The 26,889-nt window shown below is 39.5% G+C and carries 31 protein-coding genes and 1 pseudogene; 16 read left to right on the forward strand and 16 right to left on the reverse strand.

The annotated features are described in order from the left end of the window. Positions 1 to 536: 536 nt before the first annotated feature. The 4 genes from FTU17_RS08890 to ftsY all read right to left on the reverse strand — a co-directional run bounded on the left by FTU17_RS08890 (position 537) and on the right by ftsY (position 4,171). Positions 537 to 1,214 carry a DUF2057 domain-containing protein gene (locus tag FTU17_RS08890; RefSeq protein ID WP_180135174.1) on the reverse strand — a complete coding sequence of 226 codons (678 nt, stop codon included), beginning with the start codon at positions 1,212 to 1,214 and terminating at the stop codon, positions 537 to 539. A gap of 182 nt (positions 1,215 to 1,396) precedes the next feature. Next, positions 1,397 to 1,990: a nitroreductase family protein gene (locus FTU17_RS08895; protein ID WP_180135147.1), complete on the reverse strand. Its 594-nt coding sequence runs from the start codon at positions 1,988 to 1,990 to the stop codon at positions 1,397 to 1,399. A gap of 213 nt (positions 1,991 to 2,203) precedes the next feature. Next, positions 2,204 to 2,890 (reverse strand): nitroreductase family protein, encoded by a 687-nt coding sequence (locus FTU17_RS08900; protein ID WP_180135149.1) that lies wholly within the window; start codon positions 2,888 to 2,890, stop codon positions 2,204 to 2,206. 174 nt (positions 2,891 to 3,064) lie between these two features. Then, positions 3,065 to 4,171 (reverse strand): signal recognition particle-docking protein FtsY, encoded by a 1,107-nt coding sequence (gene ftsY, locus FTU17_RS08905; RefSeq protein WP_180007272.1) that lies wholly within the window; start codon positions 4,169 to 4,171, stop codon positions 3,065 to 3,067. A gap of 250 nt (positions 4,172 to 4,421) precedes the next feature. On the opposite strand from ftsY, the pseudogene FTU17_RS08910 reads away from it, so the two are divergent. Both FTU17_RS08910 and FTU17_RS08915 read left to right on the forward strand, forming a co-directional pair. Continuing rightward, positions 4,422 to 5,735, forward strand: a pseudogene (locus FTU17_RS08910) (M16 family metallopeptidase); the annotation flags it as partial. Between the two features lie 126 nt (positions 5,736 to 5,861). Then, positions 5,862 to 7,430, forward strand: a complete 1,569-nt coding sequence (locus tag FTU17_RS08915; RefSeq protein ID WP_180135151.1) for a pitrilysin family protein — start codon at positions 5,862 to 5,864, stop codon at positions 7,428 to 7,430. Here FTU17_RS08915 and FTU17_RS08920 read toward each other — a convergent pair. Beyond that, positions 7,354 to 7,677 carry a hypothetical protein gene (locus tag FTU17_RS08920; protein ID WP_111884935.1) on the reverse strand — a complete coding sequence of 108 codons (324 nt, stop codon included), beginning with the start codon at positions 7,675 to 7,677 and terminating at the stop codon, positions 7,354 to 7,356. The two genes, FTU17_RS08915 and FTU17_RS08920, sit on opposite strands and share 77 nt — an antisense overlap. A gap of 109 nt (positions 7,678 to 7,786) precedes the next feature. Further along, positions 7,787 to 8,146 (reverse strand): hypothetical protein, encoded by a 360-nt coding sequence (locus FTU17_RS08925; RefSeq protein WP_180135153.1) that lies wholly within the window; start codon positions 8,144 to 8,146, stop codon positions 7,787 to 7,789. A 222-nt stretch (positions 8,147 to 8,368) separates the two neighbouring features. Between FTU17_RS08925 and FTU17_RS08930 the strand changes: the two genes are divergently transcribed. The 4 genes from FTU17_RS08930 (at position 8,369) to FTU17_RS08945 (ending at position 10,133) form a co-directional block, all read left to right on the forward strand. Beyond that, complete coding sequence (locus FTU17_RS08930) at positions 8,369 to 8,602, forward strand: hypothetical protein (RefSeq protein WP_078188494.1); 234 nt, start codon at positions 8,369 to 8,371, stop codon at positions 8,600 to 8,602. Positions 8,603 to 8,742: 140 nt separating this feature from the next. Continuing rightward, complete coding sequence (locus tag FTU17_RS08935; RefSeq protein ID WP_078188495.1) at positions 8,743 to 9,120, forward strand: DUF2750 domain-containing protein; 378 nt, start codon at positions 8,743 to 8,745, stop codon at positions 9,118 to 9,120. Positions 9,121 to 9,226: 106 nt separating this feature from the next. Then, positions 9,227 to 9,658, forward strand: a complete 432-nt coding sequence (locus FTU17_RS08940) for a CBS domain-containing protein (protein WP_078193901.1) — start codon at positions 9,227 to 9,229, stop codon at positions 9,656 to 9,658. 124 nt (positions 9,659 to 9,782) lie between these two features. Continuing rightward, complete coding sequence (locus FTU17_RS08945) at positions 9,783 to 10,133, forward strand: hypothetical protein (protein ID WP_180135155.1); 351 nt, start codon at positions 9,783 to 9,785, stop codon at positions 10,131 to 10,133. Positions 10,134 to 10,142: 9 nt separating this feature from the next. Here FTU17_RS08945 and trpB read toward each other — a convergent pair whose 3' ends face one another. The 10 genes from trpB to FTU17_RS08995 all read right to left on the reverse strand — a co-directional run bounded on the left by trpB (position 10,143) and on the right by FTU17_RS08995 (position 18,619). Continuing rightward, complete coding sequence (gene trpB / locus FTU17_RS08950) at positions 10,143 to 11,351, reverse strand: tryptophan synthase subunit beta (RefSeq protein ID WP_180135176.1); 1,209 nt, start codon at positions 11,349 to 11,351, stop codon at positions 10,143 to 10,145. A 131-nt stretch (positions 11,352 to 11,482) separates the two neighbouring features. Continuing rightward, positions 11,483 to 12,670 (reverse strand): VWA domain-containing protein, encoded by a 1,188-nt coding sequence (locus tag FTU17_RS08955; RefSeq protein ID WP_180022715.1) that lies wholly within the window; start codon positions 12,668 to 12,670, stop codon positions 11,483 to 11,485. 203 nt (positions 12,671 to 12,873) lie between these two features. Then, positions 12,874 to 13,326, reverse strand: a complete 453-nt coding sequence (locus FTU17_RS08960) for a hypothetical protein (RefSeq protein ID WP_180135156.1) — start codon at positions 13,324 to 13,326, stop codon at positions 12,874 to 12,876. A 79-nt stretch (positions 13,327 to 13,405) separates the two neighbouring features. Next, complete coding sequence (locus tag FTU17_RS08965; RefSeq protein ID WP_078188501.1) at positions 13,406 to 14,257, reverse strand: MoxR family ATPase; 852 nt, start codon at positions 14,255 to 14,257, stop codon at positions 13,406 to 13,408. A gap of 21 nt (positions 14,258 to 14,278) precedes the next feature. Then, positions 14,279 to 14,662 (reverse strand): hypothetical protein, encoded by a 384-nt coding sequence (locus FTU17_RS08970; protein ID WP_180049419.1) that lies wholly within the window; start codon positions 14,660 to 14,662, stop codon positions 14,279 to 14,281. Positions 14,663 to 14,683: 21 nt separating this feature from the next. After that, complete coding sequence (locus FTU17_RS08975) at positions 14,684 to 14,992, reverse strand: YcgL domain-containing protein (protein WP_078188503.1); 309 nt, start codon at positions 14,990 to 14,992, stop codon at positions 14,684 to 14,686. A gap of 124 nt (positions 14,993 to 15,116) precedes the next feature. Next, the gene (locus tag FTU17_RS08980) at positions 15,117 to 16,259 is read right to left on the reverse strand and encodes an HRDC domain-containing protein (RefSeq protein WP_180135159.1); all 1,143 of its coding nucleotides are present in this window, start codon (positions 16,257 to 16,259) and stop codon (positions 15,117 to 15,119) included. Between the two features lie 201 nt (positions 16,260 to 16,460). After that, the gene (gene recR / locus FTU17_RS08985) at positions 16,461 to 17,057 is read right to left on the reverse strand and encodes a recombination mediator RecR (protein WP_180005090.1); all 597 of its coding nucleotides are present in this window, start codon (positions 17,055 to 17,057) and stop codon (positions 16,461 to 16,463) included. A gap of 12 nt (positions 17,058 to 17,069) precedes the next feature. After that, entirely contained in the window at positions 17,070 to 17,399 is a 330-nt protein-coding gene (locus FTU17_RS08990; RefSeq protein ID WP_078188506.1) for a YbaB/EbfC family nucleoid-associated protein, read from the reverse strand. Positions 17,400 to 17,431: 32 nt separating this feature from the next. Continuing rightward, a complete protein-coding gene (locus FTU17_RS08995; protein ID WP_168379669.1) occupies positions 17,432 to 18,619 on the reverse strand; it encodes an O-succinylhomoserine sulfhydrylase in 1,188 nt (395 codons plus the stop codon). 142 nt (positions 18,620 to 18,761) lie between these two features. On the opposite strand from FTU17_RS08995, the gene FTU17_RS09000 reads away from it, so the two are divergent. The 10 genes from FTU17_RS09000 (at position 18,762) to FTU17_RS09045 (ending at position 26,813) form a co-directional block, all read left to right on the forward strand. Beyond that, positions 18,762 to 19,856, forward strand: a complete 1,095-nt coding sequence (locus FTU17_RS09000; protein ID WP_180022719.1) for an alpha/beta fold hydrolase — start codon at positions 18,762 to 18,764, stop codon at positions 19,854 to 19,856. A gap of 17 nt (positions 19,857 to 19,873) precedes the next feature. Beyond that, positions 19,874 to 20,746 (forward strand): NAD(P)-dependent oxidoreductase, encoded by an 873-nt coding sequence (locus tag FTU17_RS09005; RefSeq protein WP_180060194.1) that lies wholly within the window; start codon positions 19,874 to 19,876, stop codon positions 20,744 to 20,746. A gap of 88 nt (positions 20,747 to 20,834) precedes the next feature. Further along, positions 20,835 to 21,104, forward strand: a complete 270-nt coding sequence (locus tag FTU17_RS09010) for a YARHG domain-containing protein (protein ID WP_078188510.1) — start codon at positions 20,835 to 20,837, stop codon at positions 21,102 to 21,104. Positions 21,105 to 21,135: 31 nt separating this feature from the next. Beyond that, a complete protein-coding gene (locus FTU17_RS09015) occupies positions 21,136 to 21,549 on the forward strand; it encodes an HIT family protein (RefSeq protein ID WP_078188511.1) in 414 nt (137 codons plus the stop codon). 310 nt (positions 21,550 to 21,859) lie between these two features. Beyond that, positions 21,860 to 22,939: a porin gene (locus FTU17_RS09020; protein WP_180135161.1), complete on the forward strand. Its 1,080-nt coding sequence runs from the start codon at positions 21,860 to 21,862 to the stop codon at positions 22,937 to 22,939. A 522-nt stretch (positions 22,940 to 23,461) separates the two neighbouring features. Continuing rightward, positions 23,462 to 23,653, forward strand: a complete 192-nt coding sequence (gene cydP / locus FTU17_RS09025; RefSeq protein WP_078188513.1) for a cytochrome oxidase putative small subunit CydP — start codon at positions 23,462 to 23,464, stop codon at positions 23,651 to 23,653. Further along, a complete protein-coding gene (locus FTU17_RS09030) occupies positions 23,653 to 25,239 on the forward strand; it encodes a cytochrome ubiquinol oxidase subunit I (protein ID WP_168378621.1) in 1,587 nt (528 codons plus the stop codon). Before cydP ends, FTU17_RS09030 begins: the two co-directional genes overlap by 1 nt. After that, positions 25,236 to 26,381, forward strand: coding sequence for a cytochrome d ubiquinol oxidase subunit II (cydB, locus tag FTU17_RS09035; protein WP_078188515.1), 1,146 nt, complete (start codon positions 25,236 to 25,238; stop codon positions 26,379 to 26,381). Before FTU17_RS09030 ends, cydB begins: the two co-directional genes overlap by 4 nt. 24 nt (positions 26,382 to 26,405) lie before the next feature. Continuing rightward, complete coding sequence (gene cydX, locus FTU17_RS09040; protein WP_002120988.1) at positions 26,406 to 26,507, forward strand: cytochrome bd-I oxidase subunit CydX; 102 nt, start codon at positions 26,406 to 26,408, stop codon at positions 26,505 to 26,507. A gap of 3 nt (positions 26,508 to 26,510) precedes the next feature. Further along, a complete protein-coding gene (locus tag FTU17_RS09045; protein ID WP_180135163.1) occupies positions 26,511 to 26,813 on the forward strand; it encodes a cyd operon YbgE family protein in 303 nt (100 codons plus the stop codon). Positions 26,814 to 26,889: the final 76 nt, after the last annotated feature.

A 26,889-nucleotide genomic window follows, 5' to 3' on the forward strand; every position in this document is an offset into this window, starting at 1 on the left:
TGAGCCATGATCAAACTCTTCAGTTTAAAATCAATAGTACATATAGTGTACCAATCTTGGCTCATCAATTACTGACAAAAATTTGCTCAAATAAACTTCGAGTAATTTCTACCATCAATCAATGAAAATAATTTCGATCAATCAATCAGTAAAAATCCACACAAGTTGTTCTTCATAATCTCTTAATGATCTTCTTAATGCTTCGTCAGCAAATAAGAAAACAACATCAAACAACTCAAAACCTTACGTTTATTACTGTCTGCGTTGGTATGCAGCGTATTCTATAGAGTTTCAAAACAAACACAAGCCCCTATCATAGAAATTTCTATAATATTTTGCTTGAATGTATATTTTTTAAACTAAATGCAATTTATTGCTTATTTAAAGATCAATATATCCACATATTTTGCTTTATGAAAGACGAATTTTATAATTCTTGGTGATTTTTATATTCTTCAATCTAAAAAGCCCGTAATTCAACGGACTTTTCAAATAACGCGGATTTCAAGAAAACTAATAAAGTTACGAAAGTAACTTTAGTTTGCTTGCTCAGCCAACCAACTCATGAATTTTTGTCGTTCAGCTTTACTAGCCTTCTGCCAAAGCTGAATTAATTGTTGATCTACTCCATTTTGATGAACAGCTATATTTTTTGGAGCAGCTACAGGAACGGCTACGTTCGTTGGCTTTACTGTTACGGATTGTGCATAAACAGGTGCCGGTTGATTTTCTGGCACAGCTTCTTTCTTCGCAAAATCTACGGCATTACCCAATACACCATTGGAGAAAATCGATTTTTGTTCTTTCTTTGCCCCAGCTTGCTGCACAAGTAATTGATTAGATTTGTCATACAACCCAAATATTGGTTGGTCTTTATATTTTTGCGCAGCATCAAAATCTTTTGGTGCATTGACTAGACCCAAACGATACTCTTGACCATCAATCAGTGCTGGAGTACGAATAGCGGCAACACCTGACTTTAATATATCGTGCGAATTATCAGCATGTTGAAAAAATTCGCTATAACGTACCGTTAATAGGTTTTCACCTGCATCTAGCTTATATTTCTCGGTAGATCGAAATAAACCACCAGTAACTTCTTGATCATTAACTGCAACTATTTTGATTTCTTCCGGAACAGTCAAAGTTACAGCTGCAAATCCTGCACTACTTAACATCAGCGCTGCAGCAGCAACAGTTAATCTTAAAGTCATCATTATCACTCTTTATCAATTATTTAGTTTCGATTGCACTATGCAATGCATATGTGACAATCTTATGACATCTAACAATCACTGTATATTTAGTTTCAAGACATTATTTTGATATTCATTCAAGAATTTTGCATATAAAAAAAGGATGCTTAATACATCCTTTTTAATTCAACACACCATCATTACTTGAATGTTTTGAATCGTTCTTCATCTGCAATAAAGGTTTTTTCACCTGGAGGTGCTTCAATCGAACCGAAAACAAGTTGTGCACGTAGTTTCCATTGATCTGGCACATCAAATGCCGCAGCTGTTTCAGCATCAACAATTGGATTGTAATGTTGTAATGACGCACCAATATTTTTTTCAGCCAAAGCAGTCCAAGTAGCAAATTGAGCAATCGCCGTTGAGTGTTCAGACCATACTGGGAAATTATCTGCATAAAGTGCAAATTGTTCTTGGAGAGCTTTTACTACAGCCTGATCTTCATAAAATAATGCTGTACCAAAACCTGCTGCAAAACTATTAATCTTGCCATTAGTTCCTTCAAATGCATCTGCAGGTACAATTTTACGTAAAGTTTCACGTACGATATTCCAGAATTTTTGATGTGCATCACCAAACAGAATAACGACACGAGACGTTTGAGAGTTAAATGATGACGGACTTAAACGTACTGCATTTTTAATGGTTTGCTCAATTTCATCTTGCGATAAAGTAACGTTATTACCAATAGAATAGATTGTGCGACGTTGTTCGATTTGATTCAAGAATGACATTACAAGACCTCTTTTTATTTTCAATTAGCTGACTAAGTTGAGATTTATAATAGGTGATGTTTTTAACAGTTGCATGACTATATTTACAACATTGTGTCTTATTTCTAGAACAATCAGTTGCAAGCATCTAAATACCTACAACTCACTTACATTCAGATTTTGGTTTCACTGATTTAGAATGCAGAGATCAAAGCAACTTACAGAACATAGAAATTACTCATAAATTCTAAACTGATCTTGATCTTCTGGTTCTAAACGTTCAGGCGCTTGACCTTCAATTGAACCAAAGACTAACTGCGCACGAAGCAGCCATTGTTTTGAAATATTAAAGTGTTCGGCAACGGCATAATCAATGTGTGGATTATAGTGTTGTAAACATGCGCCTAAACCTGCATCTGCGATCGAAGTCCATACTGCGAATTGCGCCATGCCAGACGTTTGCTCCGACCACACTGGAAAATCTTCTGCACTTAATGGCACTTTCTTTTGTAATTGTTGAATCACAACTTGATCTTCATAGAAAAGTACAGTTCCCAGGCCAGCTGCACACTGATCTATTTTGAGCGCCACACCTTCAAAAATATAACTCGCAACATTCTTGCGTTGTACGTCTTTTACAATGTCCCAAAATTTTTGATGAGATTCGCCAAATAAAACCACAATACGTGTGCTTTGCGAATTATATGCAGATGGACAGCTTCTTACGGATTCTTGAATCAGTTCCGCCAAATAAGCCTGACTGTAATGCACCTTCTTTCCAAGCTTGTAGATACTACGACGTTTCTTTAGTTGGTCGACAAATGACGCTTCTACTTCTTGTTCGGTAGTTTTCTTTTTTAATTTAAAATCTTTAGTGATATCCGCAGTCAATACATGACCAATTTTATCGAGTAACGCCACCCTAAACACCCCAAAGCAATTTTTATATATAACAATAATTCCTTACTTATTCTAAGGGTATATCAGGCTGAATTTTGACTATGATTTATTCACATGTTGCTTTTTAAATCAATCAGTAAGCTCAAAAACAAAAAACTCCGCATTTTGCGGAGTTTATGTGACATTTAACGCATTTTATTTATCAGTTTCAAATAATGCTGCGACAAATGATTTTGCTGAGAATGGACGCAAGTCATCAATTTTCTCACCTACACCAATAAAACGAATTGGCACATGGGTCCGGCTTGCAATATTAAATAACACACCACCTTTTGCTGTACCATCAAGCTTAGTAATAGTTAGACCTGTAAGCCCTACTGCCTCGTCAAACATTTCAACTTGGTTAATAGCATTTTGACCTGTGCCTGCATCTACCACTAACATCACTTCATGCGGAGCTGTAGCATCAATTTTTTGCATTACACGTTTTACTTTAGACAACTCTTGCATGAGGTGTCCTTTGTTGTGTAAACGACCTGCAGTGTCTGCAATCAGCACATCTACGCCTTTTGCACGAGCACTTTCAAATGCATCAAAAATAACAGATGCAGAATCTGCACCATGACCTTGCGCCACAACGGCAATATTATTGCGTTCGCCCCAAATTTGTAATTGTTCTGTGGCTGCTGCACGGAATGTATCACCAGCAGCCAACATTACTTTTTTACCTTCACCTTGTAAGCGTTTCGCTAATTTACCAATCGTGGTGGTTTTACCCACACCATTTACACCAACAACCAAAATCACATACGGATTTTTATTGCTGTCGATATGTAGCGGTTTAACACGTGGTGCAAGTAATGCCACCAGTTCTTCTTGAAGCGCTTTATATAAAGAGTGCGAATAGATTAAATCGCCACGTTCAGTACGTTCAGTTAAGTTCGCAATAATCGTTTTGGTTGCATCGACACCAATGTCAGCAACCAAAAGTTGCTCTTCAACTTCCTCTAAAAGTTCATCGTCAATTTCCTTCCCACCGATCAGGATATTCACCATGCCGTCTGCTAAGTTCTTACGTGACTTTGCTAGACCTTCTTTCATACGACTAAAGAAGCCGCCTTTCACCTTCGAATCTTCAGTTTCTGACTCTGTTTCTTGTAATGGTGCAGCAACTTCTTGCTGCACTTTCGGTGTCTCGATAATCGGCACATTTACCGCAGGTAAACTCGGTAGCGTGACATCGTCATCACCGATATCAGCATCAATCAAAAATTTATTCTGCCCATGAGATTGCTGTTGCATGCCGAATCCTTGAAAAGCACTGCGTTAAAAAAACCGATTCTATCATAAGTTATCTTAAATTGAGTCGCTACACGCCTGTCAGAGCGAAGCACACTAAAAAACAACATGTTGAACTTGCAATCAAAATTAACTTTAGGAAAACTAGATAGCTATAAAATGCATTTTAATGGATTCCTTTGTGTCCCATAAAAACAGATTTTCTCCTTGTCTTTTTAAAACTTTATTTCGCTCTGCGCTTCCTATCTGTGTCATTAGCAGTTGCCTTTGGTCTGCAACTCATCTACATGCAGACACACGTACCCAATTAACACGTAGCACCTTTGAAACCACACTTAAAAATGGCTTAAAGGTCATTATCCGTGAAGACCACCGTGCGCCGATGGTAATGACCCATATTTGGTATCGTGTTGGCAGTAGTGATGAGTCGGGCAATCTATTAGGGATCTCCCACGCGCTCGAACATATGATGTTTAAAGGAACCACCAAAGTTCCTAATGATGAATTTACACGTCTCAGCCGTATCTATGGCGGCAGCATCAACGCTGCAACCTTTACCAATTACACCAATTATTATCAGTTGTATCCAAAAGCCTATTTTCCTATGGCGCTGGAGCTCGAAGCGGATCGTATGAGTAATTTACGATTGCAACAACAAGATTTCGAGCCTGAAATTAAAGTGGTTATGGAAGAACGCAGACAGCGTACAGATGATAACCCTCGTTCTTTGGCTTATGAACGTTTCAAATGGATCTCTTACCCAACCAGTCACTATCGTCAACCCGTCATTGGACACATGAAAAATCTGCAAAACATCAAATTAGCAGATTTAAAACAGTGGTATAAAGATTGGTATACCCCAAACAACGCCATTTTGGTGATTGTCGGTGATGTCGATGCCGAAGCAGCAATACGTCAAGTTCAAAAATACTTTGGTGATATTCCATCACGTAAAACACCTGATCGTAACGATGTGATGGAATTCGAACGTGTGGGCTATCGTCACATGGAACTAAATTTGCCCGTACAAGTGCCCAATTTGTATATGGCGTGGAATGTACGCTCACTGGCTACCGCAAAAAATCCACAAGATGCTTATGCACTCAATATTATTCGCAATATTTTAGACAGTGGGATCTCATCTCGCCTACAAGACAAACTGGTACGAGATAGAAAATTACTCACGGCTGTAAGCGTTTCTTATGATCCATACAATCGTGGAGACAGCTTGTTTACCATTTCAGCACTCCCTGCCGATGGCGTCAAAATGGAACAAGCGCAAAAAGCTATACAAGATGAAATCGACACTTTAAAAACAGAATTAGTCAAAACACCTGAAGTTGAACGTATCACCACACGTTTTGTCTCCAATTTAGTCTATAACCAAGATGACATCAGCAGCCAAGCCAAGACTATCGGTAACTTAGAAGTCAATGGGCTCAGTTTCAGGCTAATGGACGAATTACCAAAATTATATGAAAACGTCAGCGCACAGGATATTCAACGTGTCGCCAATGCGTATTTTGTCCGAGAAAATTTAAGCACCATGTATCTACTTCCAGAACAGACGGAGGTTCCAACAACCTCAAATAAAGCAGATCAAACAGTAAAATCCGCTCAAACGGAAGTTGTTATTCCAGAGCAACAAATCAGCTCAACCCAAAACACAGATAGCGTCTTGTAAGGATTAGTGATGACTATTACGAAAATTTTATCCCTAAGCTTACTCACTGCGTTTGGCTCAATCCTCCATGCAGAAACATATACGGAAAATGTTCCTGACCTCAACGATAATCCGAGCCAATTACAATCTATCCCCATGCTGCAAAGTTTAAAGAATTTACAGATTGATAAAGACTACCGTGCTCCACTTGTTCAAGTGCTGAAAAACCGAAATGGTGTGAATAGCCTGTTTGTTGAATCGCAAGATCTACCCATGGTGGATATTCAACTGACCTTTAATGCAGGTTCTGCTCGTGATGAAGAAGTCGGAAAAGGCTTGTATGGTGTTGCCAACATGGCTGCACGTTTAATCGATGAAGGCACAGAAAAATACAATGCAACGCAAATTGCCTCGGTTTTTGACCAAACAGGTGCTCAATTTAGCGTGCAAGCACATCGAGATATGTTTGTCGCTCGGTTACGCGTATTGTCAGACCCTAAAAAATTAGAACCTGCTTTAAGTATGATGATGGACGTGATTAAAAATGCGACTTTTAAAACCTCCAGTCTCAACTTAGCACTCAGCAATAACCAAGCTGGTCAGAAACAACTCCAAGAAAGCCCAAGTCGCTTAATGAATATTCGTTTCTATCGGGCTGTATACGGCACACATCCTTATGCAGAACCGATTACGGGAACCAATGGCAGTATCAAAAAAATAACACCAGACATTTTAAAGAAGTTTCGTGATCAATTTTTAGTTGCTCAAAACATGAATATTGCCATTACAGGTAAACTCAGCAAAAAAGAAGCACAAAACCTTGCTGAACGTATTTCTGGAAACTTAAACCAAGGTGAAAAAGCCAAAGCGCTTGCACAACCAGAAGAAAAACAAGGCTTTGATATTATCCATCTTCCCTACAATTCCACCCAAGCCAACGTCATATTTGGACATTTAGGCACCACACGCGATAACAAAGATCGATTAGCCTTAGAAGTAGCCAATCGAATGTTTGGCGGTGGTGGTTTTAACTCGGTCCTCATGCAAGAGCTTCGTGTTAAACGTGGTTATACTTATGGTGCCTATAGTGCATTTAGCTTTAGCCAAGCACCCGGAATCTTTAGTTTTAGCTATGGAACACGTCAAGATCAGCTTATAGATAGTATTCGAGTGGCACATAAGGCTTTTAATGATTTTGTCAAAATGCCTATTGATCAAAAACAAATGGAAGAAACCAAAGCCGGTATGCTGCGTGCTTTTCCAAATAATTACAGCAGTAATGCAACGATCAATGCACAGCTTGGTCTATTGGGCTTTTATCAACAAGACCCAGATTATTTGACCCAGTACCCTAAATTACTGGAAAAAATAACTGTAGCTGATGTACAAAATGCGGTTCGTACCTATATGCACCCTGAAAATATGACGGTGATTGTGGTCAGTAAAACCTTAGATAAAAATGAAGTACAGCAGATATTGGAGGATAATGTACAAGCCACTCCAACGAAGATAATCCCTGCGACTAAGGCTGTTCCTCTGCCAAAGCCGGAAGTTGATGTGCCCGCACAGATTCCATCTGATAAGCATGCATCAATTTAAGATAAGCACCCACACGAATGCGATCTTGCTGTCTCAGTAGCATCGCCATTTCCTGTGTTTCAGGATAACTTTGCTGCAACGCAAGTCGTGACACGTTTTGGTATTGCTGTACAGAAATAGGACGATATAAGGCAATCACAGCCAATACCAAAATCACCACGATCATGACTGAAACAAAGATATTATAAATTTGCTCAAGCTGTATTTTAGATTTGAATTGAATAATTTTTTCTAAATCAATAGTCATACACTACCTCAGGTTCAAAGTAGTGTATGGCTGACGTTCAAGAAGTTCAAGTCACAGCGCTTAAAACTGCATCAGTCCACTGTTTCAGTCTGTGAGTTAGCTAAACAATTTACTGAATAATGGTACGTATCACCGCAAAATAAAGAATCAATGCAATAATCGCCAAAACGATAAATACTGCAAAAATACTCATTCCACCCTCTGCATGCGCAGGATGTAAATCATCATCATCGGCGATTTTGAGTAATTCACCATTGTATGCATTGTAAAATTCTAAGCGCTGTCCCTTATCTAAATCCCGTGTGAAATCATATACACGTTTGCGCTGTGCCAAACCAAAATCCCCTAAATGAATTTCTTGATGAAAAATTGCGTCATCAAGATTGCGACGATGTAGATGTGCCAACTCCACAATTTGCGCTAATGTCGGAGGATAATCTAAAGTTAAACCGTCTAAAACTCTTGTCATTTTACTTCTCCTTATTATCTACAACTTCTTATGATAGTATTTTACTCACGAAAACAATTGTCCATTGTTTAATCATGTAAACTATAGCAAATTAGAAATATTTACGTGAATAGTTGACAATTCAAGATAATTGTAATATTAGTTTAATAATACTTAGTTATATTAGTTAATAGGGCTAAAGAATGGGCCCTTAATGATCATAATTAGAATAAGGAGTTAAATATGATTCAACAATTCTCTCAACATGAACTCGAACATGTATACGCAAATGCGGTGAACACAATTCAGTCTCAAATGAACTTCAGCGATGCAGTTCACGAATTGGAAGATGCAGCTCGTGCTGGACATGGTAAAGCAGCGTTATTTTTGGCTGAACTTTATTATCAAGGCTTCCGCGTAGAACGTGACTCACTCAAAGCGCAATATTGGCAGAACATGGCCACCTTGCAAGCATAACAAAACGTCACTAAGGTGGCGTTTTTTTACACCCTTCAACTTTTGACTACATAAATTCTTACAATCCAGTTCAAAGCTTACACAGCTTTTTCATAAGAATTTCCTACAATAGGAGCAACATCAACAACACGCTGCATATGATGTCTAAATTAAAGCAATATAAACCTATTCCAAAAGATTTATTTTTCAAAATTAGTATTTTAAAAACCATGATGTACTGTGGAGTCCTTTGGGGTCTCTACCACCAACAAGGTTGGGCAATGACCAGCGATCAAGATCATATTATCTTCCCGTTTTGGCTAAATGGCATTCAAGCGCATAAATATGCCAAAAAGCATTGGCCCAACTACACTCCACGACGCATTACACCAGAAGATTTTGAGGCATCGCTATTACCAACATTGACACGCCTTAAAGTTATCCCTGCGTTGCATAGCTCTAGCCACATCCGTCTCAAGCTCACAACATCACAAATGCGTTTATTCTTTTTTAACCAAGATAAGATTCAAATGGCATAAAACCCTCAGTGCATGTTTGACCTCTGCATGCACTGAAAAGTATTTGCTTTTTTCAAATTTCGCGCTAATTTAAATTAAACAAAAACTACTATAAAGGAATGAAAATATGACTACAGTTGCCCAAGTACTTAAAGACAAAGCTTATCAAGAAATTTACACCATCACCCCAGATGCGACTGTACTCGAAGCCATTTCCCTGATGGCACAAAAAGGCATTGGTGCCCTCGTTGTGACCCATGAAGGCACAGTTGTTGGGATTTTGTCTGAGCGTGATTACACACGTAAAATCGCCCTGATGGAAAGAACATCTTTCGATACCTCTGTCAGCGAAATTATGACGGGTAGTGTCATCACCGTGACAAGTGCCGCGACTGTCGAAGAATGTTTAGAACTCATGACAGATCGCCATTTACGTCATTTACCTGTCGTTGAGGAACAGAAATTAACCGGCTTAATCTCCATCGGCGACCTTGTAAAAGCAGCAATGGATGATCAACGCAAACTGATCGAACAACTTCAACAATATATTTCAGGCTAAACTCAATAACTCCCCCCTTAATAAAGTTTAAGGGGGGAATCTAGAAATCAAAATTTTTCATATAATTCACCAAATGTAATGACATACACAATACAAATTAATTACTTTTCTCAATTTCCTTCTTATGTTGAAACCTGCTTTAGATAAATTAGCCCACCTTGATGCCATCATTTTAGAATTGGAACGCTTAATGGTTTCGATGAAGAATGATGAGCTGCTGGAATACCACCGACGTACGATTAATTTGGAGATTGCTTCGTCTATCGCTGAAATTTTAGATGCAAAAGCAATTATTTATGCACTACATCCTGAGTTAATTCCAATTACATCAAGCGTTAACCACACTTTTTATAAAAATTATTTAAAAAAAAATATCCCAGTAAAAAACTGGGATACTTCGAATATAGATCGGGCTATACAACTGCAAAAGATTTTTGCACCATCAACAGATGATGAGCAACTTAGTCTTTTTTAATGGCAATAATTAATTTAAACCTAATTTTTCAGCCACATAGTCTGAGTCTTTATCGCCACGGCCTGAAACGTTAACAACAATCTTCACATCTTTAGCAAGTTTTGGCGCTTCACGAATTGCCCATGCAACCGCATGTGAGCTTTCTAGTGCAGGCACAATACCTTCCACACGTGAGAGCGTCATGAAGGCATCTAAACATTCTTGGTCTGTCGCTGTTGTATATTCAACACGGCCTAGGTCTTTTAACAAACTATGTTGTGGCCCCACTCCTGGATAGTCCAAACCTGATGCAATTGAATGCACTGGCAAAGGCTCACCCTGTTCATCTTCAAGGACATAACATGCCATGCCATGAATTTGACTTGGCTTACCCAATGTTAACGTCGCAGAGTGCATATTGGTATCTAAGCCATGACCTGCAGGTTCTACACCCACAAGTTTTACATCGGTGTCATTGAGGAATGCTGTAAATGCACCGACAGCATTTGAACCACCGCCCACACATGCAACCACATAGTCAGGATTTGCACCAAATCGATCATTGGCTTGAACTTTAATTTCATCTCCAATAATTGACTGGAAGTCACGAACCATTTTCGGGAATGGATGTGGGCCAACCACTGAACCAATCGCATAAATAAAATTGGTTGGATCTTTTAAATATTCTTCAAAAGCGCTATCTACTGCATCTTTAAGCGTAGCTGTACCACGTGTAACAGAGATAAGGTTGGCACCTAAAATCTTCATTTTCACCACGTTTGGATGTTCTTTTTCAATATCCACTTGCCCCATGTGAATTTCACATGGAATGCCCACTAAGGCACAAGCCGTTGCCAATGCTACACCATGCTGACCTGCGCCGGTTTCAGCAATCACTTTGGTTTTACCCATGTATTTTGCTAATAAGGCTTCGCCAAGGCAGTGGTTAATTTTATGCGCGCCAGTATGGTTGAGGTCTTCACGCTTGAGGTAGATTTGTGCACCACCTAATTTGTCAGACAAGCGCTTCGCATAAAACAATGGGCTTGGACGTCCAACATAGTGTACAAACAACTCTTTCAATTCATTTTGAAATTCTTCTGTATGACGAATTTGCTCATAAGCAACATTAATGTCATCCATTGCCTGTTTTAAATCTGGTGGAATGAACTGCCCACCGTATTCACCGAAGAAACCTTCTTCATTAGGTAATGCAATACCATTAATTTGATGATCCATCATATTTCCTTCATGTTGTATGCAAAACAAAGACTTTTAAATACTATCCAATTTTGAAAATAAGAAACAATGCAAAATTGGAGTAAGTAATATAAACATCATTGATAAGAAAAAGTATCGTTTTTAACGCTTTAGCGCGCTAAATATTTCGTCATATCTTCCACACCTTTTAGGGTCATCGGGAACATATGATCTTCAAAGATTTGTTTAATCGCAGCAATGGTCTGGGTGTAATGCCAATAACTTTCTTCTTCTGGATTTAACCACGCTGTTTTATCAAAATGATTGCGTAAGCGCTGTAACCACACCTGACCAGCTTCATCATTCATATACTCCACAGATCCACCTACCGAGTTCAACTCATACGGCGCCATACTCGCATCACCGACAACGATGACACGGTAATCTCGACCATAGGTGTTGAATAGATCCCATGTATTCATACGCGTGCTTGAACGGCGAATATTATCTTTCCATACATAGTCATATAAACAGTTATGAAAATAGAAATACTCTAAGGTTTTAAATTCAGTTTTAGCCGCGGTAAAGAGCTTCTCACATTGGGCAATATGTGAATCCATCGAGCCCCCAACATCAAACAACATCAATACTTTAATGCGGTTACGTCGTTCAGGAACCAACTGTACATCCAAAATTCCTTGTTTGGCCGTTTCACGAATGGTTCCGTCGATATCTAGCTCTTCTGCTGCACCTTGGCGAGCAAATTTACGCAAACGACGCAATGCCATCTGCATCTGACGACTACCGAGAATCTGCTCATCATCTAGATTTCGGTATTGACGTTGTTCCCAGACTTTCACCGCAGATCGTTTACGACCAGGCCCACCGATACGCACACCTTCAGGATGGTCTCCATAGGCACCAAAGGGCGAGGTACCGCCCGTACCGATCATCCGATTACCACCCTGATGCTTTTTATGCTGCTCGCGCAAACGCTCTTCGAGCATTTTCATCAGTTCTTCTAATGATCCGGCTTTTTTTAATTCTTCTCGTTGTTCTGGTGTTAGATGCTTTTCGATGAGTTCAAGATCAAACCAATCCTTTGGCAGTTTATGCACCTGATTTAATAGCTCGTCTAAATCAAAGGTGGCAATACCGTCAAAATAGTCCTTCATTGCACGGTCGAACTTATCAAAGTAACGTTCATCTTTGACCATGACGGTTTTTGCAAGCTGATAAAATTCATTTTGATCTGCAAAGACCAGCCCTGCTGCCACTGCTTGGTTCAAGTCAATCAATTCACGAGTTGAAACAGGAACACCGTATTTTCGAAGGGTATAAAACAATCGCACAAACATAGGCGAATAAAATCCAATAAAAATTAAATATCAGGAGGTCAAATCCAGTGTGAATGCATGTGATCTTGTTATTTCATCTGCAACTGAGTCTTGCCTTTACATCCACCATTATGAAAAATTGATCTCTACAAGTAAAGCCAAAAGCTTTTACTGCGTGTTCATATACGTTGCCCTACTACCCAAAGAAACACATACGGTATGATTTATTCGCAAGTCGCATTTCTATTATTAAGCGATTGTTTAAGAGTTTCATATTTGTGCTGAACATCGAGACGATCTTGCTGCAACTTTTCAATAGACACGATTTTATGAAAACCTTGATGGTTTCTATAGCGGTTAAAATCGCTTAGGTTCAAGATCACAAAATCATAGTATTTCAGCTCGAGTACAGTTGCAGCACAGGCCTTTTGTTGAATGGCCGTTTGAGCTACAAGATGACCTGATTGATCGATGAGCTTTTCTTTAAGTTGATGTTCTGCAACTTGCGCCCAATACACATCTTGAAGTAGCTGTTGATGCTGCTGTTCAAACTGAGCATCATCCATCGCATAGCTATAACTAGATAAATACAAGCTCGCAGCCAACAAGAGTACGGTCGGCTTTAATCTCTTAGTTACAGCTATGTGTACTTGAGATAAGTATGCGCTTGTCTGCATAATTCACCTTTATATTTTTTAGTGCTCAAAATAAAAGCCGGATAACCGGCTTTTAAATCTTTGATAAAATTAATAGCAATTAACGACGTGACATAAATGCTAGACGTTCAAGCAATTGCACATCTTGTTCGTTCTTAATCAAGGCACCATAAAGCGGTGGAATTGATTTTGATTTATCTGTATTGCGTAAAATATCTTCTGGCATATCATCAGCCATCAGCAAACTCAACCAATCAATCAACTCAGAAGTTGAAGGCGGTTTCTTTAAACCCGGAACTTGACGTAATTTAAAGAAAATTTGCAGTGCTTCAGAAACCAAGGTATTTGAAATATTTTCAAAATGCACATCGATGATTTCACGCATGGTTGCTTCATCAGGGAATTCAATATAATGGAAGAAACAACGACGCAAAAAGGCATCTGGAAGTTCTTTTTCATTATTTGAAGTAATGATCACGATTGGACGTTGTGTTGCCGTAATCGTTTCACCTGTCTCGTACACAAAGAATGACATTTTATCGAGTTCGTGTAGCAAATCATTAGGGAATTCGATATCTGCTTTATCAATTTCGTCAATTAGAAGTACACAACGTTCTTCACTGGTAAACGCTTCCCAAAGTTTACCCGGCTTAATATAGTTTTTGATGTCATAAACACGGTCATCGCCCAACTGACTATCACGCAGACGAGATACGGCGTCATACTCGTACAAACCTTGTTGAGCCTTGGTCGTAGATTTGATATGCCACGTAATGAGCTTAAGGCCTAAACTTTCAGCCACTTGTTCGGCTAAAAGTGTTTTACCTGTCCCCGGCTCACCTTTAACCAAAAGTGGCTTTTGCAATGAACGTGCAGCTTTTACTGCAAGTTTTAAGCTATCAGTCGCAATATATTGATCTGTACCAGTAAATTGTTGAGTTTCAACAGACATGACATAACCTTATTTTTTTATTTAAAGCGGTGAAATTTTCTTGTTTACAACGTGCTGTGGTTTCGCTGCATTGTATTTTGTCCAAAAATATCCAAGGACTAAACCAATACCCACCACAAAGAGAATCAGCGATAGATTCAACCAAACCAATGGCTGATCTTTTGTTAATACACCAAAAATCAAACCAAAAATCGCAGGTGCGATTGCTGCATTTAAACCTTCAGAAACGGTTGGTGTTAATAAAATAGCAAATACGATAAGCCAACCAATGGCACCTATCATTTTGGGTAAGCGCTTCATCAGCCCATACCAACACAACAAAGCAATTACAGCCCCACCTAAGTAAACCGTAATTGCAATACTGCTTTCAGGAATTGAGTCCAATACCGATACTACACCATTCATTTTCACAACTCCTGAATTAACTTAAGCGCCGCGCAAGCCTTCTGGCTCAACTGCATTTGGGTCAATTAAACCTTCTGGAGGCATTTGAATAAAGAACCCTTTTGTTTCAATTGAATCTAATACATGCAATACGTTCACACGTGCAAGTTTGCGTGATTCACTGAGTTCTAGATCCATGACAAATGTGGCACGACCAAATGCTGTACGTAAAGCATCAGGCATTACTGCAAGCGGATCTGTCGCTTCAGTTTCGTTTTCATTAACTTCAGGACGAGCAATATAAAGATACATTTCATCTTTTTTGCTCGATTTGTAGATAGAACAGTACATAATTGAATCAATACTCATTAAACGCAAGGCAAAGGATACATCAAAAAAAAGACTGATACATTAGTGTTTATTAACGCATCAGTCGTGAATTTGTATAAGTGATAATTCTTTAATCAATCAGAACTTATTCCAACACTTTCATTTGACCAGAAAGATAGCTTTCATCGGCATGCAGCACTTCAATTAAAGGCTTCGTCAGCAAATCATAGCGCCAGCCCAATAGGTAGCTCGGTAAATCCTGTTCATCATTATGAAAAACCACATGCTGATACAATGCATTTAACCATTTTTTACGCATTAAAACTTCTTTAGGCACAGAGGTTTCTTGTACTGCACGCTGAATAACGGTATCGACGCGTGAACCAATATCCTGAGAAGAGTGACGAATTGGACGTGCCATACGCAGCGGCCATTCAGCTTGTTCAGGTAAAAACTTCAACAAATCTAAAATAATTTTACCATGCTCACGCACAATGTTAGGACGAATGTCTTTCACCGCACTCAATTGAAAATTATTTTTTGGATTTTTTTCAACCATATCAATGATGGTTGAGTTTTTAAGAATAAAGCTACGTGGTTGATTTAAGGCTTTCACCATTTGCTCACGCCAAACGGCCAATTGCTGAATTTGCATGAGCTGACGACGTGAATGTCGATAATTACCAATATCGTGATACAGCAAATGGATCGGCGTTTCAGTGCCAATTTCATGTGTCAAATTTTTGCAGTCCTCAAGTACACAATTTAATAAACTTTTCGCAGCCAACTCATTTTGAATCGTATGGCTTAAATTCATTAAATAATGTACATCATTCGCTGCATAGTTCAACTGCTCGGCACTGAGTGGACGAGCCAACCAATCTGAACGTGTCTGATCTTTATCTATATCTACATCGAGCATAGTTTTTAAGGCATTTTGATAGCTGACTTGTAAGCCATGCCCTAAAAATGACATCCCAACTTGTGTATCAAAGACATTTTCTAAAGACTTATGCTGTGCATAGTGATAAATCAGGTCGATATCTTCACTACAAGCATGAAAAATGTTTTGCTGAGCCGCAAATAATTTTTGCCAGAATTGGCTTAAATCGAGGGTTGTACCATCAAGTAAATACACCTGATTTTGTACATTAATTTGGAAAAGTCCAAGTTTGGGCCACAGGGTATCTACTTTTATAAACTCGGTGTCGAGTCCGTAAATCGAGCTTTGGTCCATAAGATTTAAAACAGAATTTAAATCTGGCTGATTTTGAATGAATTGATACATAAGTTGCTGAGTCTAATTTTAGATGCTCTATGAGCTTATATTAACTGATATATATTATTTATCTATAAGGAAAAACGTTATTTTAGTGACTTATTTTCTTTATTTGGCTTTTTCATTCATTATAAATAAAAACTTTAATCGTTATTAAGTATAAATAATTAGGTGAAAATTATACAAAGCGAAACGAGTTTCGCTCTATAGTTACTTCATTCGCATTCGGTTATGCACGGCCTGACTTAAGGTATGACTATCCACATATTCAAGCTCACCACCCTGTGGTACACCCTGTGCAATACGGGTCATTTGTATTGGTAAATGTTTGGTCGCTTCAACCAAATAATGTGCTGTCGCTTGACCTTCAACCGTTGCATTGGTCGCCAAGATCACTTCCTGCACTTTACCATCACTTAGTCGTTGAATTAAATATGGGATACCAATTTCGTCGGGGCCAATACCATCGAGTGGCGACAAATGCCCACCCAATACATGATATTTCCCTCTAAAACTGCCACTTTGCTCGATTGCCATGACATCTGCAGGAGATTCAACCACACAAAGCAGTTGATCATCACGCTCTGACGAGACGCATATGTTGCATACCTCATCTTCAGTCAATGAATGGCAAATTGTACATTCATGAATATAGTTGGTTGCTTCAGTCAAGGCATGTGCCAAACCAACAGCGCCTTCCCTATTTTTCATGATTAAGTGCAGTGCCATACGTTGAGCCGACTTTGGCCCAACGCTTGGCAAAATACGCAATGCCTGTACAAGTTGATCAAAACGATCACTAAACATTCAACGTATTCCTTAGAATAAACCTGAAAGACCTGGTGGAAGACCCATACCAGAGTTTGCAGATTTCAGTTTTTCTTCTGAAATTACTTCAGCTTGACGTGAAGCATCATTCATTGCTGCTGCAATTAAGTCTTCAATCATATCTGCATCATCTTGAAGTAGTTCAGGATTGATTTCGATACGTTTCACTACATGACGTGCAGTCATAGTAACTTTAACCAGACCACCACCTGCTTCAGCGTGAACTTCAACTTGTGCAAGCTCTTCCTTGGCTTTTTTAATGTTGCTCTCAACTTCTTTTTGCATGCGTTGAGCTTGCTGCATGAGCATATTAATGTTCATAAAAATCTCCGAACAAAACTGATGAATTCACTTTAGATAAGATCTAAACCGCGTGAAAGATCGCGAATAATATCATTAATATCTTCTAAACCAACAGATACGCGAATTAAACCTTCGCTAATCCCTGCTGCTTTTTTCGCTTCTGCTGACATTCTGCCATGAGAAGTCGTTGCAGGATGAGTAATTGTTGATTTTACATCACCCAAATTACTTGTAATAGAAAGGAACTTGGTATTATCAATCACTGTCCAAGCGCCTTCACGTTCGCCTTTCGCAACAAACGATACAACTCCGCCAAAGCCTTTTTGTTGCTTTTTCGCCAACTCATGACCTTCGTGATTTGGAAGTCCCGCATAGTACACTTTTTCAACTTTCGGGTGCGCATCCAACCATTCAGCTAAAGTCTGAGCACTGGCACAGTGGGCTTTCATACGTAAGCTTAAAGTTTCTAGGCCTTTCAGGAAGATCCATGCATTGAATGGGCTCATCGAGTTACCCAGTGTACGAATAACACCTGTAATCTCTTCCATCAATTTTGCACTACCTACAACTGCACCACCGAGCGCACGACCTTGACCATCAATATATTTTGTTGATGAATAGATCACGAGGTCCGCACCAAATTTAATCGGTTGCTGTAACACTGGTGTACAGAAGGTATTATCGACTGCAAATAATGCCCCATGTGCATGTGCAATATCGGCAATGGCTTGTAAATCACCTACTTGAGCTAATGGGTTTGACGGTGTTTCAATAAACAATAGGCGTGTAGTTGGACGAATCGCTTGTTTCCAAGCATCTAAATCTTCCAAATCTACAAAAGTAACATCAACGCCAAATTTGATGACATATTTTTCAAACAGAGAAATGATCGAACCAAAGACAGCACGTGAACAAACCACATGATCGCCAGCTTTCAAATATGCCAAAGTAATTGCGTGTACGCCCGCCATACCTGAACTTGTCGCAACCGCGGCTTCAGCACCATCCAAAACAGCTAAACGTTTTTCGAAAGTTTGTACAGTTGGGTTGGTATAACGTGAATAGGTATTGCCTTCAATTTGACCTGAAAATTTTGCTGCGGCATCTGCTGCACTTTCACAAACAAATGATGAAGTCAGGAAAATTGGCTCGCTATGTTCACCCTCAAAAGTACGAGTATGACCTGTACGAATCGCTAAAGTCTCTAATTGGTATTCGATGTCGTCTTGTTGGCTCATCTGTATTACTCAGTCGCGAAGAACTGCCTTTGTGAAGAATTGCCAATATTTTGAGCGTCTAAGCTATTTAAGGTCAAGGTAAAATACGAAATTATCGCTTAGACTTCGACCAATCCTACAAGGACTTAGGCAATTGACAGTTATGCACCCTTTCAAACAGAAATTTCTGGCGCAGCAAAAGAAAATTAAACACCTGTCTACACGTGTGTTTAATGCAAAATCGCTGGTCCTTTCTCAATCGACACCCTATGAAGTAATTACTGAATATAAACATGCAAAAGTTCGGTATTACGCTTCGCCTGATCGTAAATACAAAGAACCCTTGGTGTTTGTTGCACCACTGGCCATCAATATGGCGATTTATGATTTGTATCCATATCGCTCATTGGTGAAACATTTTCAACACAGTGGCTTTGATGTCTATTTGTTGGAATGGGGAAAATTAAACTATCAAGATCGATTCTTAAATTTTCTATCGTTTATTGATGATGTGATTCCCCATTGTATAGATCAAATTTGTGAGCATGCAGATAGTCGATACATCTCGCTACACGGTTGGAGTATGGCTGGAGTCTTTGTCACGCTGTATACCGCATTACATCAACCTGAACATGTTAAAAATCTAATGGTGATGGGCGCGCCGATTGATAGCTATGCCTCAGGTCGTATCGGAAAGTTATTTCAAAAAACCAATCGCTTGCTTTCACGTAGTAAGAATTTACAAGATACTGTTTACACTGGGAAAATTCCTAAACATTTTATCCATACACCGGGCGTGCTGAATGCGATTGGATTTAAAATCGTCGATCCAATGGGTTGGTTCAAAAGCCAAAAGCAATTTTTATCTAACTTAGATAATCTGCATGACCTGTATGAACATGCAACCATGGGCGATTTTCTCAATCACATGATTGACTATCCGGGTGGCATTAACCAAGACATGGTGTTCAATGTTTGGCTACAAAATCCGCTTAAAAACGGCATTATTCAATTGAAAGATAAAGTTATTCAATTAAAAAATATCCACTGTTCATTGTTGATTGGCGCGGGTTCTACCGATCAAATTGTTACGGCAGATGCAGCAAGTCCTTTAGGCGAATTGACAAGTAGTCAAGATGTCACGTTTACTCTCATTCCCGGTGGTCACCTCGGCCTGATGTCGAGTCAAAAAAGTGCCAATCAATTTTGGCCAACTTTGACCCAGTGGCTTACACAAAGATCCAGTTTATTGAAATAAAAATTTAGAGGGTAAAGATGATTCAGTCAGTTGCATTTATCGGATTGGGCGCAATGGGTTACCGTATGGCAGCGCACCTACCAAAACAGTTCGACACGGTTTATGTCTGGAATCGAAACTTTACCAAGGCAGAACAACATGCTGCTGAATTTGGTACGCAAGCGGTTGCTTTAGAGCAAGCAATACAAGCGGACATTATTTTTTCCTGCCTACCCATCAGCCAAGATGTTGAAAATTTAATTGCGAGTGTAACGCTGAAATCAGGCTCGATTTGGGTCGACTGTACCAGCGGTGTACCCGAATCTGCAAAAAAACTCGCTGCTGCCTTAAAGCAGCAAAATATTGCATTCTTAGATGCCCCTGTGAGTGGACAAACCATTGGCGCTGAAACGGGAACATTAACCGTCATGATTGGTGGTGACAAAGTAGCCTTTGAACGTGCATTACCTGCGATCCAAACATTTGGCAAACTGATTAAACATGTGGGTGAACCGGGTGCGGGTTTTGCCGTCAAAGCTGTAAACAACATGTTAATGGCTGTAAATCTTTGTGCAGTTGCTGAAGGATTCACCACCTTAAAAGCGCATGGCGTGGACTTACATGAAGCACTCGATTGTATTAATGCGTCGAGCGGTAAAAGTAATGTGACCGAAACAGTTTTACCGCAGCGCGTACTGAATCGTAGCTTCCCATTAACCTTTGCACTTCCATTACTTGCAAAAGATACGGGAATTGCTGTTGATCTGGTGCGACAAGCAAAACTTTCAGCACCGGTGCTCTCTTTGACGCAAAATTTAATCCAAGCAGCAAGCGATCAAGCTGAAGAAAACAGTGATTTTTCAAGCGCTATGATTATGTATGAAAAATGGAGTAAAATTACAATTGAGTAATAACTCGCCATTGAATAACGATAAATAACCATCATATTGTACTCTAGTGTCATAACACACATTGTTACAAATGACAGAGGAAACTCGCATGAACAAATTTACCCTCGCAACTTTGCTAGGTGCTGTAACTTTAATCGGGGCTTCTACTGCTGTTTTAGCATCTGAGCAAGAATGCCAAAAGTTGAAAAATGACCATGATGTGATTTATGCATCGAAAGGTTTCTGCTTTAAAGATCCTGACGCTAAAGCGAAGTTTGGCAATGACAATTGCTACACAACTAAGCCTAAATTTTCAGAAAAAGAGCAACAACGACTTGACGCGATCAAAGATCGTCAGAAAGAATTGAACTGTAAATAATTACGATTCAATTCGCTCAAGGAATTTAGCAATGACTTATGATGATCAAAATATTTTTGCTCGGATTTTACGCGGAGAACTTCCTGCGTTTAAAGTCTATGAAGATGATCAAGTACTCGCTTTTATGGATGTCATGCCACAGGCCGAAGGTCATACGCTCGTAATTCCTAAAACCCCTGCTATTACGCTGCTTGATTTAGATCCAGAAGCGGCTGCTTATACCATTCAGGTAGCTCAAAAAGTTGCAAAAGCAATGGAAAAAGCCTTAGACGTGAAAGGTATCGTATTGATGCAGTTGTCTGGCGCTGCTGCGGGTCAAACTGTTCCGCATGTGCATTTCCACCTAATTCCGACTTCAGTGCATGAATTAGGTAAACATGCCGCACAAATGGGCGACATGGAAAAAATCAAAGCCATTGGCGAAAAAATCAAAGCAGCACTTTAAGTTCAATTGAGTTTAAAGTGATGATCAATGGAGCTTCGGCTCCATTTTTTATGTCTCGAATATTATCCCAAGAACTTTTAGCTGCAAAATTTACTGTTCAATACAACCCTAAGCATTTAATAAATATTCATTTTTATAAGTATAAAAGCAATTTAAACCAGAAATCACCTTTCACCGTTTTGAAATATTTCCTTAATAGAACTGTCTTATTTGTAATGAATACTTAGCGCCATTAGATAGCGAAATTACTTCTAGCCAAGCTACTGATAAAACATATTGATATGACTGGAAAAGTCTTCTGGAGCTTCAAATGAAAAAAACTCTATGTGCATTAGCAATCGGGGCAACAATTCTTACACCAATGATGGCGTCTGCTGCAGATGTAAAAATTTATGGCCGTGCACATGTCTCTCTTGACTATCTAGATGATGGTAAAGATTACAACGAAGTTGGTCTTTCTTCTAACGCTTCACGCTTAGGCTTCAAAGTAGATCAAAAAATTAATGATGACCTCAACGTATTCGCTCAAATTGAGCAAGAAGTAAACTTTGCAAGCGGTAGCCAAGACAGTAAAGGTGTAGATTTTTCAACACGTGACACATTCGTGGGTTTAAAAAGTTCAACTTATGGTCAAGCACGTGTAGGTCGTTTTGACAGCCCATTTAAAGTCGCACGTAGCCCTGTGAACTTCTTCGGTGACATGGTTGGTGACGTTCGTAACGTAACACGTGTAGGCAACTTAAAATTTGATGAACGTAATGAAAACACCATTGAATATAAATCGCCAAAATTTGGCGGTGGTTTCAATGTATTAGCTGCAATGTCGATGCATTCAGGTACACAAATTGACCGTGAAACAGATGGTGAAGGCAAAGATGACAACAAAGCCTATGACCTTGCTCTAACCTATAAAGAAGGTCCAATTGATTTTGCAGCAGCTTACGAAAAGTATGATGAAAATGCAGCAAACGCAGCAGGTGGCGCAAGTCGAGATGCATTCCGTATTGCCGGTGCATATAAATTAACTGAAGAATTTAACTTGGGTGCCTTATACCAAATTGCCAAACACGACAACGATACATCCAACCCAGATACTCAAGTTTTCGGTGTAGCTGGCGAATATAAAGTAACGCCTAAAACCTCAGTACGCGGTGAATACTTCTACCGTGACGTAGATGCTGATGATGCCAATGCAAGCTTGATCGGTGTGGGTGTAGAACATAAGTTGGATAGCACATTACGCGTATACGGCAACTTAGCAACTGTGCTTAACGACAAAAACTCTAAACTCAACCCTTGGAAAGAAGGTCGTAGCTTCGGTAACGGTATTTCAGGGATCGGTGATGAAAATGCAACTGCACTTTCTCTTGGTCTACGTTACGATTTCTAAGCTGCAATATCTCCCCCAAAAGACATACTCCGGTATGTCTTTTTTTACTCAAAAGAAATGTTTCAGGACTAAAATAAGCTAAGTTCATCATGTATCAAATATTTAAAAAGTATTTAAAAAACTTAGTCCAGCCTCTTTAACATCAACCATATAGAGATCGTTTAACAGCACTACATCAATAGCCCATTTTTTTTAGCAAAACTTAAACATAACAAATAAAAATCTTATTCATTCAATAAAGATTCTCATTATTCACAATGTAAATTTTAGTAAATATAGTAAATTAGTCAGAATTTAAATTAGATACATAAGCAATTTAGTCGGGTTTAAAAAGTTTAAATATAAGTATTTTAGTCAGGTATTTAAATAACAGAATTAGTTTATTTTTAAATCATTAAAACGATTAAGTTATTGTATTAAAACACTTTAATAATATATTTTTATTTTAACTGTTCAACCTATTTGCTTTTTGTGTATATTTGTTAATAATATAGTACAAGTTTAAAGAATAGGCTTATCTCCATGAGCTTAAAATTCAAAGATTTAAATCGTCGTGTGGTCAGAGAAATAACCGCAATACTAATAATTAAAGTGATTATTTTAATGATCATTAAGAACATCTGGTTCGACGCCCCTACCATCCCTAAAAACTTTGACAATCAAGTTGCCGAGCATATTGCTGGCAGTCCTTCCCAAATCAAGGAGACACGTTGATGATTTCTGAAAGCGTGGTCGATCTTTCGCGGTTCCAATTTGCAATGACCGCGATGTATCACTTTATTTTTGTTCCGCTGACTTTAGGTCTGGCTTTTATTCTTGCCATTATGGAAACCACCTATGTGATTTCTGGCAAAGAAATTTATAAAGACATGACTAAATTCTGGGGAAAACTCTTCGGTATTAACTTCGCATTAGGTGTTACTACTGGTTTGACCATGGAGTTTCAGTTCGGTACTAACTGGGCGTATTACTCGCACTATGTCGGTGATATTTTCGGTGCACCATTAGCCATTGAAGGTCTGATGGCATTCTTCCTTGAATCAACATTTATTGGTTTATTCTTCTTCGGCTGGGATCGCCTATCCAAAGTTCAGCATTTGGCTGTAACTTGGTTAGTTGCACTTGGCTCGAACATGTCTGCACTATGGATTTTAGTAGCCAATGGTTGGATGCAAAACCCTGTTGGTTCTGCTTTTAACTATGAAACCATGCGTATGGAAATGGTGGACTTCGGTGCGCTGATTTTCAACCCCGTGGCTCAGGTTAAATTCGTGCATACCGTATCTGCAGGTTATGTGACTGGTGCTATTTTCGTACTGGCAATTTCAAGTTACTACTTATTGAAAAAGCGTGACTTGCCATTTGCGCGTCGCTCATTCGCCATCGCTGCTATCTTTGGTTTAGCGTCTACACTTTCGGTGATCTTACTGGGTGATGAATCTGGTTATGAAATTGGTGACGTACAAAAAACTAAACTAGCTGCGATTGAAGCTGAATGGGACACTCACCCAGCTCCAGCGCCATTTACTTTGTTCGGTATTCCAAATAAAGAAACCATGTCTACTGACTACGCGATCAAAATTCCTTATGTCATGGGGATTATCGCAACACGTTCAACTGATAAAGAAGTGACAGGTATTAAAGACCTGATCGTACAACACGAAGCGCGTATTCGTAACGGTATGGTGGCTTACTCACAGTTAGAACAACTTCGTGCAGGCGATACGTCTCCTGAACTTAAAGCAGCATTTGCTGAGTCTCAAAAAGACTTGGGTTATGGTCTGCTTCTGAAAAAATACACAGACAAAGTGGTCGATGCTTCTGATGATCAAATCAAAGCTGCTGCAAAAGACACTATTCCACATGTTCCAAGCTTGTTCTGGGCATTCCGTGCAATGGTTGCTTCTGGTTTCTTAATGCTCCTTCTGTTCGTACTTGCTACCTTTGCTGTCGGTAAACGTAATGCAGAAAACAAACCTTGGTTATTAAAATTTGCTTTGTTTGCTCTACCATTACCTTGGATTGCTGCACAAACAGGTTGGTATGTTGCCGAAGTTGGTCGTCAACCTTGGACTATCGGTGAAGTTCTACCTACACATCTTTCAGCTTCTAGCTTAAGTACAGGTGATGTATGGGGTTCTATCCTTGCATTGGCAGCGTTCTACACTGTACTGCTGATCATTGAAATGTACTTAATGATTAAATTCTCACGCCTTGGCCCAAGTTCTCTACATACTGGTAAATACCACTTCGAGAAACTTGAAGCTGCAAAAAAGGCAAATGAGGAGGCTCAAGCATGATCGAATATGAATTACTCAAAATCATTTGGTGGGTATTAGTCGGTGTCCTACTGATCGGCTTCGCCCTCACCGATGGCTTCGATATGGGCTCAATGGCGATCATGCCATTCGTAGGTAAAAAAGACGAAGAACGTCGTGCGGCAATCAATACGATTGCCCCACACTGGGACGGTAACCAAGTGTGGTTTATTACTGCCGGTGGTGCGCTGTTTGCAGCATGGCCAATGGTATATGCGACTGCATTCTCAGGCATGTACTGGGCACTGTTACTGGTACTCTTCGCTCTCTTCTTACGTCCAGTCGGTTTTGACTACCGTTCTAAACTCGAAAATACCAAGTGGCGTAATTCTTGGGACTGGGGTTTAGCAATTGGTGGTGCCGTTCCTGCCCTCGTATTTGGTGTTGCCTTTGGTAATATGTTCCTTGGTGTTCCATTCACTATGGACGAAACTGTTCGCTCAACTTATACAGGTAGCTTCTTTGCGCTGCTTAACCCATTCGCTTTAGTTTGCGGTATCGTGAGTTTATCTATGCTTTGCGCACACGGTGGTGCATGGCTCATGCTTCGTACAGACGGCGACCTACGTGCACGCTCAGCAAAAGCGACTCAGCTTATGGGTATCGTATTTTTGGTTTGCTTCTTACTGGCTGGCGCATGGTTATACTTCGGTAATATCCAAGGCTACACATTAGCGCAACCGTTTGACACAAATGGCGTTGCAAACCCATTGGCTAAAGAAGTGATCACCAATGCCAACCCAGGTTGGATGAACAATTACAGTACTTATCCGATTACTATGATTGCGCCAATCATGGCTATTTTAGGTGCACTGATCATCATCCTTGCCGCAGGTAAAGGCAAAGCAGGTTTCAGCTTCCTTGGTTCAAGCTTGGCAGTCATTGGTGCAATCTTAACTGCTGGTTTTGCATTGTTCCCTTTCCTTATGCCATCGAGCATCAACCCAACTGTAAGTTTGACTATGTGGGATGCGGTATCAAGTAAAAATACCCTGACTGTGATGACAGTTGCCGCATGTATTTTTGTCCCAATTATCCTGTGCTACACAACTTGGTGTTACTACAAGATGTGGGGTGTGGTCACAAACAAACATATTGAAGAGAATTCACACAGCCTATACTAAGGCTGTGTCTAAGGAGAAAAGACGATGTGGTATTTTGCTTGGATTCTCGGTATTTTGATGGCATGTTTTGCAGGTGTACTTAGTGCGCTTTACATCGAACATCATCAAGATCTAGATGAGGAATAACAAATGACTGATGCTGCTGTAGAAAAATCACTTGTAGAAAAGAAGCCAAATAAATTTGCAATGGTCATTTCCTGCCTGTTAGCTTTTCCTTTGGCAGCCGTGTTACTTGTACATCCTGCTGCCATGCTGGATGACAATGGTGGATATAGCCATCGAGCGCTGATGTTCATCATGATAGGTATTTCAGGTGGTTTTGTGCATGGTGTGGGTTTTACGCCACACCATTGGTTCTGGAAATGGCTTTTTAGCCCCGTCCTCGCTTGGCCACTCATGTTATGGGGCTACTACACATGGTTCCTACATTAATTAATATCTAAATAAAGCCCTCAATTGAGGGCTTTTTTTATGTTTGCCTTAAAGCGCTGATTTTTCAATGCAGATT

This window comes from Acinetobacter sp. YH12070, from assembly GCF_013419625.1.
GTDB lineage: Bacteria > Pseudomonadota > Gammaproteobacteria > Pseudomonadales > Moraxellaceae > Acinetobacter > Acinetobacter amyesii.

Coding starts and splice junctions, on each gene's coding strand:
- FTU17_RS08890 (WP_180135174.1), bottom strand. CDS start 1,214: ATGACTTTAAGATTAACTGTTGCTGCTGCAGCGCTGATGTTAAGTAGT.
- cydB (WP_078188515.1), top strand. CDS start 25,236: ATGATCGAATATGAATTACTCAAAATCATTTGGTGGGTATTAGTCGGT.
- FTU17_RS09010 (WP_078188510.1), top strand. CDS start 20,835: ATGAACAAATTTACCCTCGCAACTTTGCTAGGTGCTGTAACTTTAATC.
- FTU17_RS08925 (WP_180135153.1), bottom strand. CDS start 8,146: ATGACAAGAGTTTTAGACGGTTTAACTTTAGATTATCCTCCGACATTA.
- FTU17_RS09020 (WP_180135161.1), top strand. CDS start 21,860: ATGAAAAAAACTCTATGTGCATTAGCAATCGGGGCAACAATTCTTACA.
- FTU17_RS09015 (WP_078188511.1), top strand. CDS start 21,136: ATGACTTATGATGATCAAAATATTTTTGCTCGGATTTTACGCGGAGAA.
- FTU17_RS08995 (WP_168379669.1), bottom strand. CDS start 18,619: ATGAGCCAACAAGACGACATCGAATACCAATTAGAGACTTTAGCGATT.
- FTU17_RS08930 (WP_078188494.1), top strand. CDS start 8,369: ATGATTCAACAATTCTCTCAACATGAACTCGAACATGTATACGCAAAT.
- ftsY (WP_180007272.1), bottom strand. CDS start 4,171: ATGCAACAGCAATCTCATGGGCAGAATAAATTTTTGATTGATGCTGAT.
- recR (WP_180005090.1), bottom strand. CDS start 17,057: ATGTTTAGTGATCGTTTTGATCAACTTGTACAGGCATTGCGTATTTTG.
- FTU17_RS08915 (WP_180135151.1), top strand. CDS start 5,862: ATGACTATTACGAAAATTTTATCCCTAAGCTTACTCACTGCGTTTGGC.
- FTU17_RS08970 (WP_180049419.1), bottom strand. CDS start 14,662: ATGAATGGTGTAGTATCGGTATTGGACTCAATTCCTGAAAGCAGTATT.
- FTU17_RS08960 (WP_180135156.1), bottom strand. CDS start 13,326: ATGCAGACAAGCGCATACTTATCTCAAGTACACATAGCTGTAACTAAG.
- cydP (WP_078188513.1), top strand. CDS start 23,462: ATGAGCTTAAAATTCAAAGATTTAAATCGTCGTGTGGTCAGAGAAATA.
- FTU17_RS08975 (WP_078188503.1), bottom strand. CDS start 14,992: ATGTACTGTTCTATCTACAAATCGAGCAAAAAAGATGAAATGTATCTT.
- cydX (WP_002120988.1), top strand. CDS start 26,406: ATGTGGTATTTTGCTTGGATTCTCGGTATTTTGATGGCATGTTTTGCA.
- FTU17_RS08965 (WP_078188501.1), bottom strand. CDS start 14,257: ATGTCTGTTGAAACTCAACAATTTACTGGTACAGATCAATATATTGCG.
- FTU17_RS08955 (WP_180022715.1), bottom strand. CDS start 12,670: ATGTTTGTGCGATTGTTTTATACCCTTCGAAAATACGGTGTTCCTGTT.
- FTU17_RS08920 (WP_111884935.1), bottom strand. CDS start 7,677: ATGACTATTGATTTAGAAAAAATTATTCAATTCAAATCTAAAATACAG.
- FTU17_RS08940 (WP_078193901.1), top strand. CDS start 9,227: ATGACTACAGTTGCCCAAGTACTTAAAGACAAAGCTTATCAAGAAATT.
- FTU17_RS08945 (WP_180135155.1), top strand. CDS start 9,783: ATGTTGAAACCTGCTTTAGATAAATTAGCCCACCTTGATGCCATCATT.
- FTU17_RS09030 (WP_168378621.1), top strand. CDS start 23,653: ATGATTTCTGAAAGCGTGGTCGATCTTTCGCGGTTCCAATTTGCAATG.
- FTU17_RS08895 (WP_180135147.1), bottom strand. CDS start 1,990: ATGTCATTCTTGAATCAAATCGAACAACGTCGCACAATCTATTCTATT.
- FTU17_RS08990 (WP_078188506.1), bottom strand. CDS start 17,399: ATGAACATTAATATGCTCATGCAGCAAGCTCAACGCATGCAAAAAGAA.
- FTU17_RS09045 (WP_180135163.1), top strand. CDS start 26,511: ATGACTGATGCTGCTGTAGAAAAATCACTTGTAGAAAAGAAGCCAAAT.
- FTU17_RS08980 (WP_180135159.1), bottom strand. CDS start 16,259: ATGTATCAATTCATTCAAAATCAGCCAGATTTAAATTCTGTTTTAAAT.
- FTU17_RS09000 (WP_180022719.1), top strand. CDS start 18,762: ATGCACCCTTTCAAACAGAAATTTCTGGCGCAGCAAAAGAAAATTAAA.
- trpB (WP_180135176.1), bottom strand. CDS start 11,351: ATGGATCATCAAATTAATGGTATTGCATTACCTAATGAAGAAGGTTTC.
- FTU17_RS09005 (WP_180060194.1), top strand. CDS start 19,874: ATGATTCAGTCAGTTGCATTTATCGGATTGGGCGCAATGGGTTACCGT.
- FTU17_RS08935 (WP_078188495.1), top strand. CDS start 8,743: ATGTCTAAATTAAAGCAATATAAACCTATTCCAAAAGATTTATTTTTC.